The organism is Microcoleus sp. LEGE 07076 (assembly GCF_015207455.1).
Classification (GTDB): Bacteria; Cyanobacteriota; Cyanobacteriia; order Cyanobacteriales; family Microcoleaceae; genus Microcoleus.
Window position 1 is genome coordinate 45782 of record NZ_JADEWV010000006.1, and the last position, 18065, is coordinate 63846.

At 44.1% G+C, this 18065-nt stretch carries 15 protein-coding genes and 1 tRNA gene; 12 read left to right on the forward strand and 4 right to left on the reverse strand.

Features of this window, described 5'->3' with window-relative positions; genetic code table 11:
* The first annotated feature begins 24 nt into the window (after positions 1-24).
* The 4 genes from IQ270_RS01955 to IQ270_RS01970 all read left to right on the forward strand — a co-directional run bounded on the left by IQ270_RS01955 (position 25) and on the right by IQ270_RS01970 (position 6211).
* Positions 25-402 (forward strand): hypothetical protein, encoded by a 378-nt coding sequence (locus IQ270_RS01955; protein ID WP_193971449.1) that lies wholly within the window; start codon positions 25-27, stop codon positions 400-402.
* Between the two features lie 234 nt (positions 403-636).
* On the forward strand, positions 637-1926 hold the full coding sequence (locus IQ270_RS01960; protein ID WP_193971451.1) for an aminopeptidase P N-terminal domain-containing protein: 1290 nt from the start codon (positions 637-639) through the stop codon (positions 1924-1926).
* Positions 1927-2407: 481 nt separating this feature from the next.
* Positions 2408-4975 (forward strand): PAS domain S-box protein, encoded by a 2568-nt coding sequence (locus tag IQ270_RS01965; protein WP_193971453.1) that lies wholly within the window; start codon positions 2408-2410, stop codon positions 4973-4975.
* A 9-nt stretch (positions 4976-4984) separates the two neighbouring features.
* On the forward strand, positions 4985-6211 hold the full coding sequence (locus tag IQ270_RS01970; RefSeq protein ID WP_193971455.1) for a response regulator: 1227 nt from the start codon (positions 4985-4987) through the stop codon (positions 6209-6211).
* A gap of 15 nt (positions 6212-6226) precedes the next feature.
* On the opposite strand, the gene IQ270_RS01975 is transcribed toward IQ270_RS01970, so the two are convergent.
* The 3 genes from IQ270_RS01975 to IQ270_RS01985 all read right to left on the reverse strand — a co-directional run bounded on the left by IQ270_RS01975 (position 6227) and on the right by IQ270_RS01985 (position 8720).
* Positions 6227-6808, reverse strand: a complete 582-nt coding sequence (locus IQ270_RS01975) for an HAD-IIIA family hydrolase (protein WP_193971457.1) — start codon at positions 6806-6808, stop codon at positions 6227-6229.
* Positions 6809-6857: 49 nt separating this feature from the next.
* On the reverse strand, positions 6858-7559 hold the full coding sequence (locus IQ270_RS01980) for a leucine-rich repeat domain-containing protein (RefSeq protein WP_228056004.1): 702 nt from the start codon (positions 7557-7559) through the stop codon (positions 6858-6860).
* 198 nt (positions 7560-7757) lie between these two features.
* Complete coding sequence (locus IQ270_RS01985) at positions 7758-8720, reverse strand: glycosyltransferase family 9 protein (RefSeq protein ID WP_193971478.1); 963 nt, start codon at positions 8718-8720, stop codon at positions 7758-7760.
* Between the two features lie 172 nt (positions 8721-8892).
* Here IQ270_RS01985 and ispD point away from each other — a divergent pair, with 172 nt between their 5' ends.
* The 6 genes from ispD to IQ270_RS31750 all read left to right on the forward strand — a co-directional run bounded on the left by ispD (position 8893) and on the right by IQ270_RS31750 (position 14134).
* Positions 8893-9576, forward strand: coding sequence for a 2-C-methyl-D-erythritol 4-phosphate cytidylyltransferase (gene ispD, locus IQ270_RS01990; protein WP_193971459.1), 684 nt, complete (start codon positions 8893-8895; stop codon positions 9574-9576).
* Positions 9577-9819: 243 nt separating this feature from the next.
* Positions 9820-9948 carry a hypothetical protein gene (locus IQ270_RS31745; protein WP_255532349.1) on the forward strand — a complete coding sequence of 43 codons (129 nt, stop codon included), beginning with the start codon at positions 9820-9822 and terminating at the stop codon, positions 9946-9948.
* Positions 9949-10634: 686 nt separating this feature from the next.
* A complete protein-coding gene (locus IQ270_RS01995; RefSeq protein ID WP_193971461.1) occupies positions 10635-11579 on the forward strand; it encodes a circadian clock protein KaiA in 945 nt (314 codons plus the stop codon).
* 289 nt (positions 11580-11868) lie between these two features.
* Positions 11869-12183 (forward strand): circadian clock protein KaiB, encoded by a 315-nt coding sequence (gene kaiB, locus IQ270_RS02000; RefSeq protein WP_006632119.1) that lies wholly within the window; start codon positions 11869-11871, stop codon positions 12181-12183.
* A 273-nt stretch (positions 12184-12456) separates the two neighbouring features.
* A complete protein-coding gene (gene kaiC, locus IQ270_RS02005) occupies positions 12457-14019 on the forward strand; it encodes a circadian clock protein KaiC (RefSeq protein ID WP_193971463.1) in 1563 nt (520 codons plus the stop codon).
* A complete protein-coding gene (locus IQ270_RS31750) occupies positions 14003-14134 on the forward strand; it encodes a hypothetical protein (RefSeq protein ID WP_255532350.1) in 132 nt (43 codons plus the stop codon). The genes kaiC and IQ270_RS31750 overlap by 17 nt, the downstream gene beginning before the upstream one ends.
* 17 nt (positions 14135-14151) lie before the next feature.
* Here IQ270_RS31750 and IQ270_RS02010 read toward each other — a convergent pair.
* A tRNA-Arg gene (locus tag IQ270_RS02010) sits at positions 14152-14224 on the reverse strand.
* Between the two features lie 360 nt (positions 14225-14584).
* Between IQ270_RS02010 and IQ270_RS02015 the strand changes: the two genes are divergently transcribed.
* Positions 14585-17446, forward strand: a complete 2862-nt coding sequence (locus IQ270_RS02015) for an ATP-binding protein (RefSeq protein ID WP_193971464.1) — start codon at positions 14585-14587, stop codon at positions 17444-17446.
* A partial coding sequence (locus IQ270_RS02020; RefSeq protein ID WP_193971466.1) for a response regulator occupies positions 17439-18065 on the forward strand: 627 nt, incomplete at its 3' end. The genes IQ270_RS02015 and IQ270_RS02020, both read left to right, overlap by 8 nt.

Sequence of the window (18065 nt, forward strand, 5' to 3'; positions counted from 1 at the left end):
AACCGCCGAGTCAAAAGAAACTATATGATTAAGAGTTCATCGATTTGTTTGATAGTAATTTCAACGTTAATTTCCGTCAATACTTTGAGCGCCCGGGCCGAAAAATTAAGATGTTTTGTAGATATTTGCATCGACCCCAGCAGCGTTGAATCAACTAAATCAGATATTCCCGGTGCTCCATCTTATCCCGTCCGAACTATGATAGGAACTCAGCAGTTTAGTAACGAGAAATTGCAGGTGCAGATGGAAGTTAACTGCAATTCGCGAGAGTTTAGAACTGTCAGAGTTAGCGAAGATGGCGAAAATTGGTCGAATTTCGATCCCAGATGGACTTTAGTCGATCGCAGCAACTCATATTTGTCTCGGCTGGTTGACTTTACTTGCCAATTGGCGATCGAATAAGCCTAAAATGTCGATCGAGACTTAGGGCGCAATAGAGTTGAATTGCCAAAGTCCTTTTAATCAAATTTTGGGACGGACTCCGAAAGTACCGACCCCACAAGAAAAAAGTTATTGTAGGGTGGTGCGTCAGGGGGCTGAATATTTTGAGTACCTACTCAAAAATTATCCCCCCTGACGCACCCTATACTTGTGTAGGCTGCCATCTAAAATCTAAAATCTAAAATCTAAAATCGAATGACAAACCCCAGCGAATACCGGCAAAGACGCGAACAGTTAATGGCAAAAATTGGCAGCGGGACAGCAATATTTCGCAGCGCGCCCGCAGCCGTTATGCACAACGATGTAGAATACGCCTACCGACAAGATAGCGATTTTTTCTACTTAACAGGTTTCAACGAAGTGGGGGCGGTAGCAGTGCTCGCGCCGCACCACGAAGAGCACAAATTTGTTTTGTTCGTGCAGCCAAAAGACTTGGAAAAAGAAACTTGGCACGGTTATCGCGCTGGAGTAGAAGGCGCTAAGGAATTGTACGGCGCGGATGAAGCTTGGACGATCGCCGAACTTGCCGAAAAGCTGCCAAAATTTTTAGAAAAAGCCGATCGCATATACTATCACCTCGGGCGCGATCGCACCTTCAACCAAACAATCCTCAATCACTGGCAAAGCTTGATGGCAACCTACCCGAAACGCGGTACAGGCCCAACAGCAATCGAAGATTCCAACATCATATTACACCCGATGCGGCTGCTAAAAAGCGAAACAGAATTAGCATTAATGCGCCAAGCCGCTAATATCTCAGTTACCGCCCACAACCGCGCCCAAGAATTCGCCAAACCCGGCAGGTACGAATACGAAATTCAAGCAGAAATCGAACATATTTTTGGCATGAACGGTGCCACTCCCGCTTATCCTTCAATTGTGGCATCCGGTAACAATGCCTGCGTCCTCCACTACATCGAAAACAACCGCCAAATGCAGGAAAATGATTTGCTGCTAATAGATGCCGGTTGTGCTTGCAACTACTACAACGCCGACATTACTCGCACCTTTCCCGTCAGCGGTAAATTCACCGCCGAACAACAGACTATTTACGACTTAGTTTTGCGATCGCAATTGCAGGCAATTAGTCAAGTATATCCCGGAAATCCTTACAGCAAAATTCACGAAACAGCAGTGCGCGTTTTGGTAGAAGGTTTAATGGATTTAAAACTATTGGTCGGTGACATAGAAGAGATAATTAAAGAGGAAAAATACAAGCCATTTTATATGCACCGCACCGGGCATTGGCTGGGATTGGACGTGCACGATGCCGGCGTTTATCAGTACGGCGAAAATCCGCAAGTTTTGCAGGCGGGACAAGTCCTGACGGTGGAACCGGGCATTTATATTTCTCCTCATATTAAACCCGTTGAAGGACAGCCGGAGATTCCTGAAAAATGGCGCGGTATTGGTGTGAGAATTGAAGATGATGTTTTGGTGACAGTTGACGGTAGCGAGGTCTTGACGGCGGGAGTTCCTAAATGATTGTTGACTGTTGGCATTGGGAATTGGGAATTGGGAATTGGTCATTGGGAATTGGTCATTGGTCATTGGGAATTGGGAATTGGGAATTGGTCATTGGGAATTGCTAGCAAATAACTAATGAGTAATGACTGCTGACTGCTGACTAATGACTAATGACTGCTGACTAATGACGCTTGAGGGCCCGCACTCACAGGCACCGCCCCTACTGACTAATGACTAATGACTGTTGACTGTTGACTGTTGACTGTTTGAACAATAGCGATGCAACCGCAAACGATATAATCTCAAATTCAGTAGCATCGGAATTATGAGCGTGCAAGCGTCTGGCGAGCGATATGCCGTTCGCTTTGGTTAGCTCACTATCATCCAAATATATTATTCCGATGCTACAAGAAAAGTGCTATAAGTTGGCAGTCAAGGCTTGAGTTTTGTTAGTATTGGCTTGAAACTCAAGTCTGCAACTAAAAAACATACAGCCATTATGTGTATTGATCCTACAGAGATCGATCGACCTCTGGAAACCTGCGAAGCATTAGTAGCAGAGCAAAAAGTAAAAATTCGGCAACTCGAAGAGGATTTAGAGCAGCAGAGAGAATTGTGCCAGAAATTAGAAGCACAACTCAAAGCAGTCGAGAATCCTGGTTCTTCCGGTTCCACAACTGAATTGGATCTCGCCAAGGACGATCGCCCTGAGTTAATCGCATCTCTACAAAAAAGCCAGGAAATGTACCGAAGTCTGATTAAAAACTATCCGAATGGCTCGGTGTTTTTGTTCGATCGCGATTTGCGCTATACTCTGGTTGACGGTCAAGGTTTGGGCCTAGCTGGTTGGTCTAAAGAACTGTTGGAAGGCAAAACATTGCGGGAAATATCGCCACCTGAAGATTTGCAACTTTTTGAGACCAAATATCGCGCCGCTTTGGCAGGAGAAGAAAATACTTTTGAGTATAAATACCGCGATCGGTTTTATTCAATAACAATTTCTCCCGTCAAAAACGACCAAAAAGAAATTTTTGCAGGCATGGTAGTTACTCAAGATATTAGCGAAAAAAAGCAGGCAAAATTGGGGATTGGGCGGATGAAAAACGAGCTAGAAATAAAATATCAAAAGCGCACAGAAGATTTAAAAGTAGCCAACCAACAATTGCGGGAAGAAATTATCGATCGCTGGCGCGCTGAAGAATTTTTGCGGGAAAGCCAGCAACAGCTAGAATTGTTTTTTTCTCAATCTTTAGATGGCTTTTTCTTTATGATGCTGGAGGAACCAGTGCGCTGGAACAATACCGCTGACCAGGAAAAAGTTTTGGATTACGTATTTGCTAACGCGCGGGTAACGAAGGCCAATGATGCTTTGATAGCTCAATATGGAGCTACTCGGGAAGAGTTTATTGGCCGGACAATTAACTTTTTCTTGTCCCACAACTTGGCAACGAGCAGAGAGATGTTCAGGCAATTTTTTGATGCTGGCAGAATTCACATCGAAAATGAGAATCGCAAGTTTGACGGAGATAAAATTTGGGTGGAAGGCGACTATATCTGCATTTACGATTCCCACGACAGAATTGTGGGGTATTTTGGCGTGCAGCGCGATATTAGCGATGCTGTGGCGGCAGCTACGCAACGCAAACAAGCTGAAGCAGCACTGAAAGAAAGCGAACAAAGGTTCCGACAGCTAGCAGAAAATATTGAAAGCGTGTTTTGGATGGTAGGCATTCAACCCCAGGAAATTATTTATGTCAGTCCGGGTTACGAAAAAATTTGGGGCAGAAGCTGCGCTGAATTGTATGCTTCCGGGCGCTTTTTTGCAGATTCTATCCATCCAGAAGATCGAGACCGCGTTATTGCTATATTCACTAAAAAAATTGTAGCTGAGGACGAGATCGAATATCGAATTGTCAGACCTGACGGCGAAATTCGCTGGATTCGCGATCGGGCTTTTCCGATTACCAATCAAGCTGGTAAAGTTTACCGCGTCGTTGGCATTGCAGAAGATATCAGCGACCGAAAACATTCGGAAAAAGTCATCCGCGAAAGTGAAGAACGCTTCCGCCAGCTAGCAGAAAATATCCAAGATTCCTTCTGGCTAGTTTCTGCTGAATTGACCGATTTATTGTATCTAAGTCCAGCTTACGAACAAATCTGGGGGCGCAGTCGCGAAGAATTGTATGCAGAGCCGATAAAATGGATGGATTGGGTGCATCCAGAAGATAAACACTGCTTGCAAGAGGCAATAGGGCGAGTGTTGCAGGGCGAGTCCACCAGTACCGAATATCGGATTTTTTTGCCAGATGGTAGTATTCGCTGGGTTTGCGATCGAGCTTTTCCTATTTACGACGAATTGGGCAACATTTACCGCATCGCGGGTATTTGCGAAGATATTAGCGATCGCAAATTGACTTCTGCCCGCATCCAAGCAGCACTCCGCGAAAAAAAAGTATTGCTCAAAGAAATTCACCACCGAGTCAAAAATAATATGCAGGTAATTTCCAGCCTGCTGCAATTACAAGCTCAATACATTGAAGACGAACCGACGCTAGCTTTATTTGAAGAAAGTCAAACCCGCATTCATTCAATGGCTTTGATTCACGAGCAACTGTATCAATCGGAAAATCTCGATCGGATCGATCTCCCGCCCTACGTAGAAAATTTGGTAGCTAATTTGTATCAATCTTTTGGTTGCGGCAACACTTCCATCCAATTCAATCTCAACGTTGACCCAATTTTTTTAAATATAGAAACAGCAATTCCTTGCGGTTTAATTATTAATGAACTGGTTTCTAACTCCTTAAAATATGCTTTCAGCCAAAGTTTAGCCGGTGAAATTAATATTAATTTTCATAAAATAAATTCTCAGCAATTTCACTTAAGTATTCAAGACAACGGCAGCGGATTACCTGCGGGTTTCGACGTAGAAAATACCGAATCATTAGGATTGCGATTAGTACGGATGTTGACCAACCAATTAGATGGAACCCTTGTTGTTGACAGTGAGTGCGGAACTTGTTACAATATTAGTTTCGTTGAATTAAAATATCGAATGCGCCTTTAAGAAAAGAATATGAACCATATAAAAATTTTGGTTGTAGAAGACGAAGTTATTGTCGCCGAGGACATAGCAGGCAGATTAAAAAAACTGGGTTATGCAGTAATAGCTACCGTTGTTTCAGGGGAAGAAGCCATTGAAAAAGTCGCAGAAGAACGGCCAGACCTAGTGCTGATGGATATCGTGCTCAAAGGTGAAATGGACGGCGTAACAGCAGCCGAAAAAATCAGAAGCAAGGTTGATGTACCGACAATATTTTTAACAGCTTATGCAGATGATAAAACGTTGCAAAGAGCGAAAATCACCGATCCATTTGGTTATATTATCAAACCATTTAAACAAAATGATTTGCGGGTGGCGATCGAGATTGCTTTGCACAGGCACTCCATCGAAGCCAAGATGCGAGAATCTCTGAAAGTTTCGGAAGCAACTACAGAGTCGCTAGAAGAAAAATCGCACCGCCAAAACCAGTATATTTCAATGGCTGCTCACGAATTGCGTAACCCGCTAAACGCGATTTTAATATCTGCGGAACTGCTAAAGCTTCGCACTCGCAGCAGTGACGAATCCCAAGTCAAAACCCTGCAGCTAGTACACTCAGCTACCCAAAAAATGAACCAGCTAATCGACGATATGCTGTTCATGGGCAAAGCAGAAGCAGGTAAACTAAAATGTAATCCATTACCCATAAATTTAGTCGAATTTTGTCAAGAGTTGCTGGCTCAATTGCAGTTAGGAAATGAATCCAAGCACAAACTAACATTAATCCCGTCAGATGTTACCAGCGCGATGTTAGACCAACAACTGCTGCACGGCATTATTTCTAACTTAATTGTCAACGCCATCAAATACTCCCCAAACGGCGGTGAAGTCAGCTTGGAATTGGAATACCATCAAGCAGAAGGTGGTGACAAAGAAGCTATTTTGTGCTTGTCTCCTGAGTGTTTGTTTCGCAATTCCAAAGTTACAAATATTAACTCTCCCTCACTAATTATCCGCATCCGAGACGAAGGTATCGGCATCCCAGAAACCGAAGTAGGGAAAATATTTGAAATGTTCTACCGCTGCAAGAATACTGGGAAGATTCAAGGTAGTGGTTTGGGACTGACGATTGTTAAAAAAGCTGTGGATGTGCAAGGAGGTGCGATTTTCTGCGAAAGCCAAATCGGCCTTGGTACTACCTTTAGAGTGGCGCTTCCTTACGTTGCCCTTTCCTCCACAACTCAATTGTCAACAACTTAAATGCCACTACAAACACTAATCAAAGTGTTGTAAAATCCACTCAACCGCCGTCGCTAAATTTGGTGTAATAAAATCCGGTTTAGTATGGTGCTGATACTCACCGCTCAACACGCTTTCCCCGTAACCAGTTTGCACCAAAATACCAGTACAACCGGCATTGTGAGCCAGATCCACATCAGTCGCTTTGTCTCCCACCATAAAACTATTTTGCAAATCTAAATCCTGTTCCCAAGCCGCGGCTACCAACATCCCTGTATTCGGTTTTCGCCAAGTTGTATAGCGCGTAAATTCGGGGTTAGTTCCGCCTTCGGCGGCGCTCAAATAAGGACAATAATAAAGAGCATCTAACTTTGCTCCTGCTTCATTTTCTAATAGCTGACAAAGGCGTTTGTGCAGCGCTTCTACGTGGCTAACAGGATAATAATTTCTCGCTGGGCCTGATTGATTGGAAACCAGACAGCAAAATATTTGTCGGTCATTTAAACGACGTACAGCTTGGGCGACTCCGGGGATTAAATGCAAATCTTCTACTTTGTGGATGTAGCCGGCTTCGATGTTGAGAACGCCATCTCGATCGAGAAATACTGCTCGTTTCATGGTTGTATTGTTTGTTAAAAATTGGGTGATTAATTGTAAAGTTTTATGGTTAAGTTTGTGGTTCCCAATTACAGATCGACTCTGGCTTGAGAGGGCAAGTTTTGGGTGCGATCGGATTTCCGTTGAGTTCGAGATCGGTCAGTCTAGTCAATGATTTTAGCGGTTTGATGTCGCTGATTTTATTGTCTCTGAGGTTGAGCCAAGTCAGGTTAGTCAGGGATGCTAGCGGTTTGATGTCGCTGATTTTATTGTTGTTGATGATGAGCCAATCCAGGTTAGTCAAGGATGCTAGCGGTTTGATGTCGCTGATTTGGTTGCCGTTGAGGTAAAGCCAATCCAGGTTAGTCAAGGATGCTAGCGGTTTGATGTCGCTGATTTGGTTGCCGTTGAGCCAGATCCCAGTCAGGTTAGTCAAGGATGCTAGCGGTTTGAGATCGCTGATTTGACGCTCGACGCCGAGGTTGAGTTGCGTGAGACTAGAAAGTTTCTGATTAGCCGGATCGCACTCAGTAGTCCCCGCTTCCTTCAATAGCGCCTCAACAGTATATTTAGCTTCAGGACTCAAAGAAGCTTTTTGGCGACACCAATCCGCAAATGTTCGTCCACTATTTCGCGGTTGCCGATCAGCGACTAATGCGGAAGGTTTATTGTTTCCAGGTTGCGGATCTGCGGCTAACTCGGAAGGTCTATTTCCAGATGATGCTAGGCCGATCGCACTACAAGTAACTGCTATCAATTTGGGTAAATTCATGTGTTTGTGTGCAACTATAAGTGTCATCATCTTGTACATCTAACTTTCTGATAGATGAAAATCTGACAAAAGTTTCAAAAAATTTGTTCGCAGTAAGGACTTTTGTCATTTTTTATCTTACCCAAATCTGCCTTGAGGACTAAAGTCCTTACTACGAACTTTTGGGAGGACTAAAGTCCTTACTACGAACTTTTGTTTTTAGGCGCCCCAAACTTTCTTTAAAACTTCTTGAGGAGAGATGTCTGCCATTTTGCCAGTAGGAGATTTAATTCCCAAAAATCGATCGCTCTTTGGCAACAATTTCGCCGGTTCAGTCGGGCCAAACAAAGCTATTGTGTAAGTTTGCACCGCCACAGCTAAGTGCATCGGTGCACTGTCAGTGCATATCATCAAATTAGCAGCAGCAATGGTGGCCGCCAACTTGCCGACATCCTCCGGCGAGATAACTTTCAGCTTCGGACACAACTGAACTAATTTGGTCACGAAAGCTTCATCTTCGGGGCCTTTTACCACAACAACGGGCAAATTCGGCTGCCGCTGCTGACAGTCTTCAATTATTTGTTTCCATTTGTCTGTAGGGTAAATTTTGTCAATACCTTTAGACAAAGCTAGCTGACTGGAACCGCCGTGAATTAGAATGTAACCGCTTTCTTTTACGCCCAACTGCTGCTGTTCGGCTTCCGCCCACTGAATGTCTTGTTTTGGTACATTAATTGCTAGGGGCGGACAAGGATTGTTAATGTTGAATCCTTGGAGCAAATCGTGATACATTTGGGCGGCGTACTGTTCTGTTTTGAGCGGTACGGGCTCGGTGAGAAATAAACCATTGTTGCTTGCTGCATAGCCAACTCTTTGGGGAATTCCAGTCAGCCACAGCAAAAGTCCTACAGTCCACCGCTGGCCGAGGGAAATCACTGCTTCGTATTCGCGATCGCGAATTACGCCGAGTAAATTGCCCCAATCTGCCATAGCGTTGCGGTCTTTGAAATTGTACGTCAAGACTTCTTTGACGGACTTGCAGACTCGGTAAGCACTTTTTGCCCTCGGTTCCACGATGACATCAATCTGAGACTCTGGATAAGACTGTTTGAGGTCATCAAGAGTGGGGAAAAATAAAATTTGGTCGCCAATCCCGCCAGGGACAAGTGCTAGTATTCGCATCATAAACGATCGGGCTATTGTTGATCGAGGTAGCTCTCCGAGATCAATCTTCGGCTATCAGCTTATAGTATTTTTAGAGTTTAAAAGCTACTGGCTGATAACTAAACAACTGACTCAAAAGTACAGGACGCTCTTATTATATATATCTAGTTGGGTTAAAAACGGTTAGTTAATGCACTTATTAATTGCGGCGGCGGGTTCGGGGCGACGGATGGGGAGTCAGCGGAACAAACTGCTGCTGACTTTGCTCTCTAAACCTTTGCTGAGTTGGACTTTGGCTGCTGCTGAAGCTTCGCAGCAGATTAGCTGGATCGGCATTATGGGCCAGCCTGATGATTTTCCAGATTTTAAGGCAATTTTGGGCGATTTAGCTTTGGTGAAGCCCGTGGAACTGATTTTGGGAGGCGCTACCAGACAAGAGTCAGTTTACAGGGGTTTGCAGGCTTTGCCGCCCAATGCCGATCGAGTGTTGATTCATGACGGGGCGAGGTGTTTGGCAACTGCTGAATTGTTCGATCGCTCGGCAGAGGCTCTGTTGGACTGTCCTGGCTTGATTGTCGCCGTCCCGGTCAAGGATACAATCAAGGTGGTGGACGAGTCTAGAATCGTGCGAGACACGCCCGACAGGCGCAATTTGTGGGCGGCCCAGACTCCCCAAGGATTTGAAGTGAATTTGTTAAAGCAGTGTCACGAACAAGGGCGACAGCAGGGTTGGGAAGTTACAGACGATGCGGCTTTGTTTGAAAAATGCGGTTTAGCAGTGCGAATTGTGGAGGGGGAAGATACGAATTTGAAGGTGACAACGCCCGTTGATTTGAGCGTAGCAGAATTCATTTTGCGCCAAAGATTCGGATAAATTATCTTCAACGGATGCCGGCTGGTTTGGTCTGACAAGCAGCGGTTGAAGTCGCAGATTCTTCTTTCACAAATCTGTTTTTTTCGTTTTTTGACATTTTTTGTAAAAGCAACTGTTCGGGGACTTTTGGGTAGTTATGTTTGACGGCGCAAGGGAGTTTGTTGCACGCTTAAACTATAGAATAAATGTCTTTGTCCGTCTTTTAGCGGAAGTTAAAGACTTGCTTGATTTGTTCGATATGAGATGTTGCACCATTCTCAATTAGTTGTTTGGGAACAGGCTGTTTTGCCTGTGAAGCGAGAAAATTTATCTTTTGTGGAACGGGCATCTTTCCTGTTCTTGACTGTGGTGCAAGATGTCTGTTTTAACTGATATCTTGCACCAAGGTCAATAAGCTTTTTATGGGCGGGTTCTCGGCCCCACCCCACAAGAAAATGCACTTGTTGTGGAACAGGCCCAGAGCCTGTTCTTGACTGTGGTGCAAGATGTCAGTTCGATCGCATTTGTACTGATTTTTTTCTGCTCCTAGATGTTTGAGATTGCAGCTCTTTTAGGAAATGAATCAGCCCAACCCAATTTTGCGATCAAAAAAATCAGGGTGAGCGAACACTCGTCGAGCAAGATTTGCCCGTTAGCAACCCGTCGCCAGCGGTTTTTTTCCCCAAGCAACCAAACTCTAGAGATTCTATGGATGAGTATGCTTGTACGGCGGTAGCAAGTAAGGGACACTGTAAGTAGCAAGTCAGTCCCAGTACGGCCTGAAAGCACCTAAAAACGGTGTTTTGCTCGACTATTCCTAGAGAGGAACTATTGAATGGCTGCAAGTATTGATAGTTCGTTGGGTTTTAGATAAGTTTTCAAATGGGGAATTACTTATCTAAACTTGCATAAACCGGGTTCTTTAAAGGATTCCTGGGCTAGGACGAATAATTTTCTCCAAAAATCAAGGCGAACGCTATCGGTGCGTAAGTCCTACAAATGTTAAGTTTTTTGTAAAGGAGATATCAGCTCTGAGCGATCCAGAACTTTCGGGCAACTTTGGTGTTTCACCTACAGCTTTGCTTCCCCAACTGTCAATCGGTATTTTTGTAGGCTCACAGGAACTCGCAGGCTCTGCGATCGATCTTTTGAGGGACGAGCGCTATGCTTTAACGCACATGAAGTCGGCGGTGGAGTTTTTGGGACTCCTAAAACACAATTACCACCTCGATTGTTTGGTTGTTGAGGTAGATGGGGATCGGCGCGCGCTTCTGAGCAAGCTCCAAGAACGATCGCTCTTTTTGCCTGCTGTGATTTTTTCGCCCCAGCCGGCGGAGGATGGAATACCAGAACCACCACCTTCAGATCATTTTGAGGCCGCGCCCAGTCGCGCCGACAAGAGTCAAGAGCAAAGTTGTGCTTTTTTTTATCACCCTGCTGAGGTGCAACTGCCGATCGCCCGAGCGAGCGAAATAGCTGCCAGTATCGATCGGGCGATCGCGCAATTTCTCAAACTTTCAACTCCGGTTCCTATCAATGACCAATCCGCAAGCGTCGATGCGACCACCCAATTGACAGCTCAAAGTTTGCTAAGCCGACAGCAGCGGCGACTTGCGGAAAAATTACGTGAGCGATTGGGATACTTAGGTGTGTATTATAAAAGAAACTCCCAGATTTTTTTACGAAATCTGTCTGAGTCAGACAAGCAAAAGTTTTTGGAGCAACTCAAGTCAAGTTATCGCGACATCGTTTTGCATTATTTTTCAGAAGATAGTTCGGTCAACAATCAAATAGATGAATTTGTGAATTTGGCTTTTTTTGCTGACGTTCCTGTGACTCAACTTGTAGAAATTCACATGGAATTGATGGAGGAGTTTGCTAAACAGCTAAAATTAGAAGGGCGCAGCGAGGAAATATTGCTCGATTACCGCTTGACTCTGATTGACGCGATCGCTCATCTGTGCGAGATGTACAGGCGATCGATTCCGAAAGAACTATCGCAAAGTAAAATATCTCTTGGGTAGATGAGGTACAGGTTGAGATTTGAGATCCTTCGACTTCGCCAACGTACAAGTTTGAGATTTCAGATTGGGAAATCGAGTAATTGGTCATTAACTGGCGATCGCCTCACAGCCAAGAGACAACCGCACAACAAGGTAGAAGCTAGAATTTAACAAAACAGAAAGGAGAAAACATTCGGTCCGGCGATCGGCAAGCAGAAATTATTATATAATAACAAAGAACAGCCGATTTAAGAGAAATAACAACTACAACTAACATCTGACAACTCATACTCAACATTTAAAAAAGTTCATGAGTCCTCTAAAGAAAACCTACGTTCTCAAACTCTACGTTGCAGGGAATACTCCCAACTCAGTGCGAGCTTTGAAAACCCTAAAGGACATCCTAGAACAAGAATTTCAAGGAGTCTACGCCCTGAAAGTCATCGACGTTCTCAAAAATCCTCAGCTAGCAGAAGAAGACAAAATTTTGGCAACCCCCACTCTGGCGAAAATCCTGCCGCCCCCGGTGCGAAAAATTATTGGCGATTTGTCCGATCGGGAGAAAGTTCTGATAGGATTAGATTTGCTCTATGAAGAACTCCGCGAAGAAGACCTGAATTCATAAGACCATCGGGTGACAGTCAGTCAATTTTTAATTTTTAATTTTTGATTGTTTGCTCCACAGATCAATCTAGGAACTCGCACACAAATCGAAAACTGCGATCTCTCCACCACTGTTGTCGGAAACTTGTATCCGTTTTTGGGCGGGGTGATTAGTCAGCAATCAGCAGTCATTAGTTATTGAGCAAGAGCCCAAACTAAAAACTGGGTACAAAGACTCATGAGCGGCGGTTAATCAGTGACAACCAAAGAATACTGAAAGCAGATAAAAATCGATATGAATGAAATGATTCAAACGGTGAAACCAGAAGGATTTGTGACAGCAGGAGTTCAAAAACTTCGCACCATGATTGAGGGTTTCGACGACATCAGTCACGGCGGAATGCCCGTCGGCAGAACTACCCTAGTCAGCGGCACATCAGGAACTGGAAAAACTTTATTCGCCGTACAATTTATCTATAACGGAATCACCCACTTTGACGAACCAGGAGTGTTCGTAACTTTTGAAGAATCTCCAACAGATATTATTAAAAATGCTTGCAGTTTCGGTTGGGATCTGGCCAAATTAATCGATGAAGGCAAGCTATTTATTTTGGACGCTTCCCCCGATCCCGAAGGTCAAGATATCGTAGGAAATTTTGATTTATCTGCTTTGATCGAGCGGATTCAATACGCCATTCGCAAGTACAAAGCCAAGCGCGTTTCTATAGATTCCGTGACAGCAGTATTTCAGCAGTACGAAGCTGCATCGGTGGTGCGCCGAGAAATTTTTCGCTTAGTGGCGCGCCTCAAACAAGTAGGCGCAACTACAGTTATGACTACCGAACGGGTGGAAGAATACGGCTCGGTGGCGCGGTTTGGAGTCGAAGAATTTGTATCGGATAATGTCGTGATTGTTCGCAACGTTTTAGAAGGGGAACGCCGCCGCCGCACAATAGAAGTTTTGAAGTTGCGCGGCACAACTCACATGAAAGGTGAATATCCTTTTACTATGACTAATGACGGCATTAATATTTTCCCACTAGGAGCCATGCGATTAACTCAAAAATCTTCTAACGTGCGAGTGTCTTCGGGAGATAAAACTCTCGACGAGATGTGCGGGGGCGGTTTCTTCAAAGACTCGATTATTTTGGCTACGGGTGCGACGGGAACCGGCAAAACCCTGTTGGTGAGCAAGTTTTTGCAAAATGCTTGTACGAACGGCAATCGGGCGCTGCTTTTTGCCTATGAAGAGTCGCGGGCTCAGTTGTTCCGCAATGCTTATTCTTGGGGCATTGATTTTGAAGAAATGGAACAGAAAGGACTGCTGAAACTGCTGTGTACTTACCCGGAATCTGCGGGTTTGGAAGACCACTTGCAGACGATTAAATCAGAAATTGCTGAGTTCAAACCTTCTCGAATTGCTATAGACTCGCTGTCGGCTTTAGCTAGGGGTGTCAGCAATAATGCTTTTAGACAATTTGTAATCGGAGTAACTGGTTTTGCGAAGCAGGAAGAAATCACCGGCTTTTTTACAAATACCAGCGATCAGTTTATGGGTTCTCACTCGATTACTGACTCGCATATTTCTACAATTACTGACACGATTCTCATGCTTCAATATGTAGAAATTCGCGGGGAAATGTCGCGGGCAATTAATGTGTTTAAGATGCGCGGTTCGTGGCACGACAAAGGGATTCGAGAATATACGATTACTGAAAGAGGGCCGCAAATAAAAGATTCGTTCCGCGGTTACGAACGGGTGATCAGCGGTTCTCCGACTCGGATTGCGATTAATGAAAAAAGCGAACTATCGCGGATTCTTCAGGGGGTGCAAGGTCAAGATGATGACGGTATTTGATAGTCAGCAGTCCGCTGTAGTGTGCGCTGCGGCGCACCGCTGTATCCCGATATCGATCGCCAAAACAGCCCATCTAATGATTGCTCATCAAGGGCGATCGGCAGCCATCAATTAACTTACAATTAACTTAAATGAGCACGGAGGGATTTGAACCCCCGACCCTCAGGACCGGAACCTGATGCTCTATCCACTGAGCTACGTGCCCTCGACTTTTCCGACTATAACACGTCTTGGCGAAAATGTCTAGTCGATCGAGCAAATTCGATCGCCAGCCTCCAAACCCCAGGATCCTGAAAGGGTGCAACTCGCCAACAGACCGCGCATCAGTCAGTTCCCGCAGTCAGAAACTGCAAATTTTACCGGAATCGTCAATAATACGGCAATGGCTAAAATAATAGACTTTAATATAACAAAGATTAGGCTCACATTCGATCGGGGTTAAGCACTACCACAGCTAATATAGCCCGCATCAATTCCTCTAGCTAGTCGGCAACATCTGGCGCTGCTGTTGAGACAAGCTCTGCAAGGACGGTTCTAGGCTGAGTTCAACAAACCTCTAAATCTTATGGCTTCTAAAATTTTAGACAAATTACCGCTGCGAACAGTTCTCATAGTTCCATTTGTACTGCAAATCGTCGCAGCAGTGGGACTCGTAGGGTATTTGTCTTTTAGAAACGGACAAAAAGCGGTTAACAACCTTGCCGGTCAGTTAATGAACGAGGTGAGTTTGCGTGTCGAGCAGAACCTAGAAGTTTATTTAACAACTCCCCATCAAATCAATCAAAGCAAGCTAGATACAGTCAAGATCGGGTTGTTAAAAATGGAAAACTTATCAGATTGGGAAAAATATCTTTGGCGGCAAGTACAATTATATCCCTATATCAATTTTACATCTATTGGCAACAAGTATGGAGACTATCGAACCGGAGAAAAACTGTCAAATGGCTCTCTAATGATTAATGAGTCAGGTCAATCTACGGGTTTTGATTTTTATTCTTACAATACTAATAATCAGGGCGATCGCACTACCGTAGCCACCGTTGTCAAAAACTTTGACATCCGGCAACATACTTCCTACCAAGATGCAGCTAATGCGGGCAAACCAACATGGAGTTCCGTTTATATTTCGTTCCTAGAACCCACATTAATCCTCAGCGCACTTCAACCCGTATACGAGAACGATATGCTAGAAGGAGTATTAGTTACTGCCTTGCGTCTCGACCATATTGGCAGATTTTTAAACAATCTCAAAATCGGCAAATCCGGGCAAGCATTTATTATCGAAAAAAATGGTACGTTGCTGGCAACTTCAACAGCCGAACAACCCTTCCGTACCAAAGATAATAAAAAACAACTCTTTCAAGCCGAAACAAGTGTCAACCCCTCAACTCAAGCTACAGCAAAATATCTAGGAGCTCGTTTTGGAAAATTAAAAGAAATTACGACTTCCCATCTCTTGAATTTTGAAATAAATGGCAAGCGACAATTTGTAAAAGTTCTACCATTCCAAGACGGCAAAGGTTTAGATTGGCTGATTGTAGTAGTAGTTCCCGAAGCAGATTTCACAGCAGAAATCAATACCAATACCCGCACGACTATTTGGCTGTGTTTCGCAGCTTTAGCCGTAGCTGTAGTTATCGGTATTCAGACTTCTAAGTGGGTGACAAATCCAATTTTGCGCTTAAATACAGCAGCCAAAAATATTGCCAAAGGTGAATGGGACAAAACAGTAGAAAGTCAACGCTCTGACGAATTGGGGGAATTAGCCAAGTCATTTAACAGCATGGCTCAACAACTCCAACAATCTTTTGAAACATTAGAGCAGCGAGTGCGGGAGCGAACTGCCGAATTGGCTGTAGCTAAGGACAAAGCAGAAGTAGCAAATCAAGCTAAAAGTGCCTTTCTGGCTAACATGAGTCACGAATTGCGATCGCCCCTCAATGCAATTCTCGGCTTTTCCCAACTGATGACTCGCAGCCAAACTCTATCCCCAGAACATCAAGAAAATATTAGCATAATTAGTAGCAGCGGAGAACACCTGCTCACCCTGATTAATAACGTACTCGATTTATCTAAAATTGAATCGGGGCGCACCACCCTCAATCCCAAAAAATTCGACCTCTATCAACTGCTAAACGACTTGGAAGATATGTTTCAGCTTAAAGCAGATGACAAGCACTTGTGGTTAGTTTTTGACCACAGTGCCGACGTGCCGCAATACGTAGAAACTGACGAACTAAAATTACGGCAAATCTTAATTAATCTGCTCAATAATGCTCTAAAATTTACAAAAAAAGGCGGTGTTGCAGTCACAGTTAGCAGGCAGTTATCAGCTAAAAATAGCAAGCAAGAAGGAGAAAGAGTTTACCCTTCAAAACTATCAAAAAATACAAATATTGCCGCAAATAATAGTGAAATTTCCCAAATAATTTGTTCGGAAAACACAAGTTATGCAGCCACAAATAACGGTTTAGGTTCTGCCTATTCCTTGTTTCTTCATTTTGAAGTCAAAGATACCGGCCCCGGTATTGCTGCTAACGAATTAGACAATCTTTTTGAAGCTTTCGTGCAAACCCAAACAGGTAAAGATTCCCAAGAAGGTACAGGCTTGGGATTGCCAATCAGTCGCAAATTTGTCGAATTAATGGGCGGGGAAATGAGCGTCAGTTCTACTGTCGGAAAAGAAACTAATTTTAAGTTTGATATTCAGGTTTTTGCGGTTGATTCATCTGAAATTGAAACCACGAAAACCACCCGCAATGTGATTGCACTCGCACCCAACCAACACCCCTATCGAATTTTAATAGTAGACGATAAACCGCTGAACCGTCAACTGTTAATAAAACTTCTCAAGCCTCTAAACTTTGAACTGAGAGAAGCTACTAACGGTGAAGAAGCTATTAAAATTTGGGACATTTGGGAACCGCATTTAATTTGGATGGACATGAGAATGCCCGTGATGGACGGCTACGAAGCAACAAAATACATTAAAGGGACTATTAAAGGTCAAGCTACTGCTGTTATTGCGCTGACAGCGAGTGTTTTGGAGGAAGAACGGGCGGTTATTTTGTCGGCGGGCTGCGATGCTTTTATGCGGAAACCTTTCCGGGAAGCCGATATTTTTGATGCTATGCACAAACAGATCGGAGTACGCTATATTTATGAAGATCCGGGTCAAGCTAATTTATCGGCAATCCAAGAGCAAGATAGCGAAATGACTGAGGCTGATTTCGTGAAATTGCCTGACTCGCTGGTAGCGGATTTAAAGCTGGCCATACTGAATGCAGATATGGATTTAATTGAAAGCTCGATCGAGCAAATTAGATTAAAGGATACAGTAACGGCTAGTGCGATCGCAAATTGTATAGAAAATTTCGAGTACGACAAAGTATTAAAGTTAATCTCTCAAGCAAATTCACATGAATAACCACATTCCTAGCACCGATCGCGGCAATATTTTAGTAGTTGACGACACCCCAGCTAATTTGCGGCTGCTAGCTGGAATTTTGAATGGGAAGGGCTATAAAGTCCGCCCCGTACCTAGCGGCGAATTAGCACTTTCTGCTGCCAAAGGTATGCCGCCCGACTTGATTTTGCTGGATATTATGATGCCAGAAATGAACGGGTATGAAGTTTGCGAAAAAATCAAAGCTGACGAACGCACCCGCGACATTCCGGTGATTTTCATTAGCGCGATTAATGACGTACTCGATAAGGTCAAAGCCTTTGCTGTCGGCGGAGTAGATTATATTACCAAACCCTTTCAAATGGAAGAGGTTCTAGTTAGGGTAGAAACCCATTTGGCCATGTGCCAGTTGCGGAAAAAGCTCCAACAAAAAAATGATGAACTCACAGTCACTTTAGACGAACTGCACGCAACTCAGCATCAATTAGTTCAATCCGAAAAAATGGCAGCATTGGGGCAACTGATTGCCGGGATTGCTCACGAAATCAATACGCCGCTGGGAGCGATTCGATCGTCTATTGGCAATATTACCAACTTTTTGGATAACAATCTCGAAACTTTGCCAGTTTTTTTCAAAGAA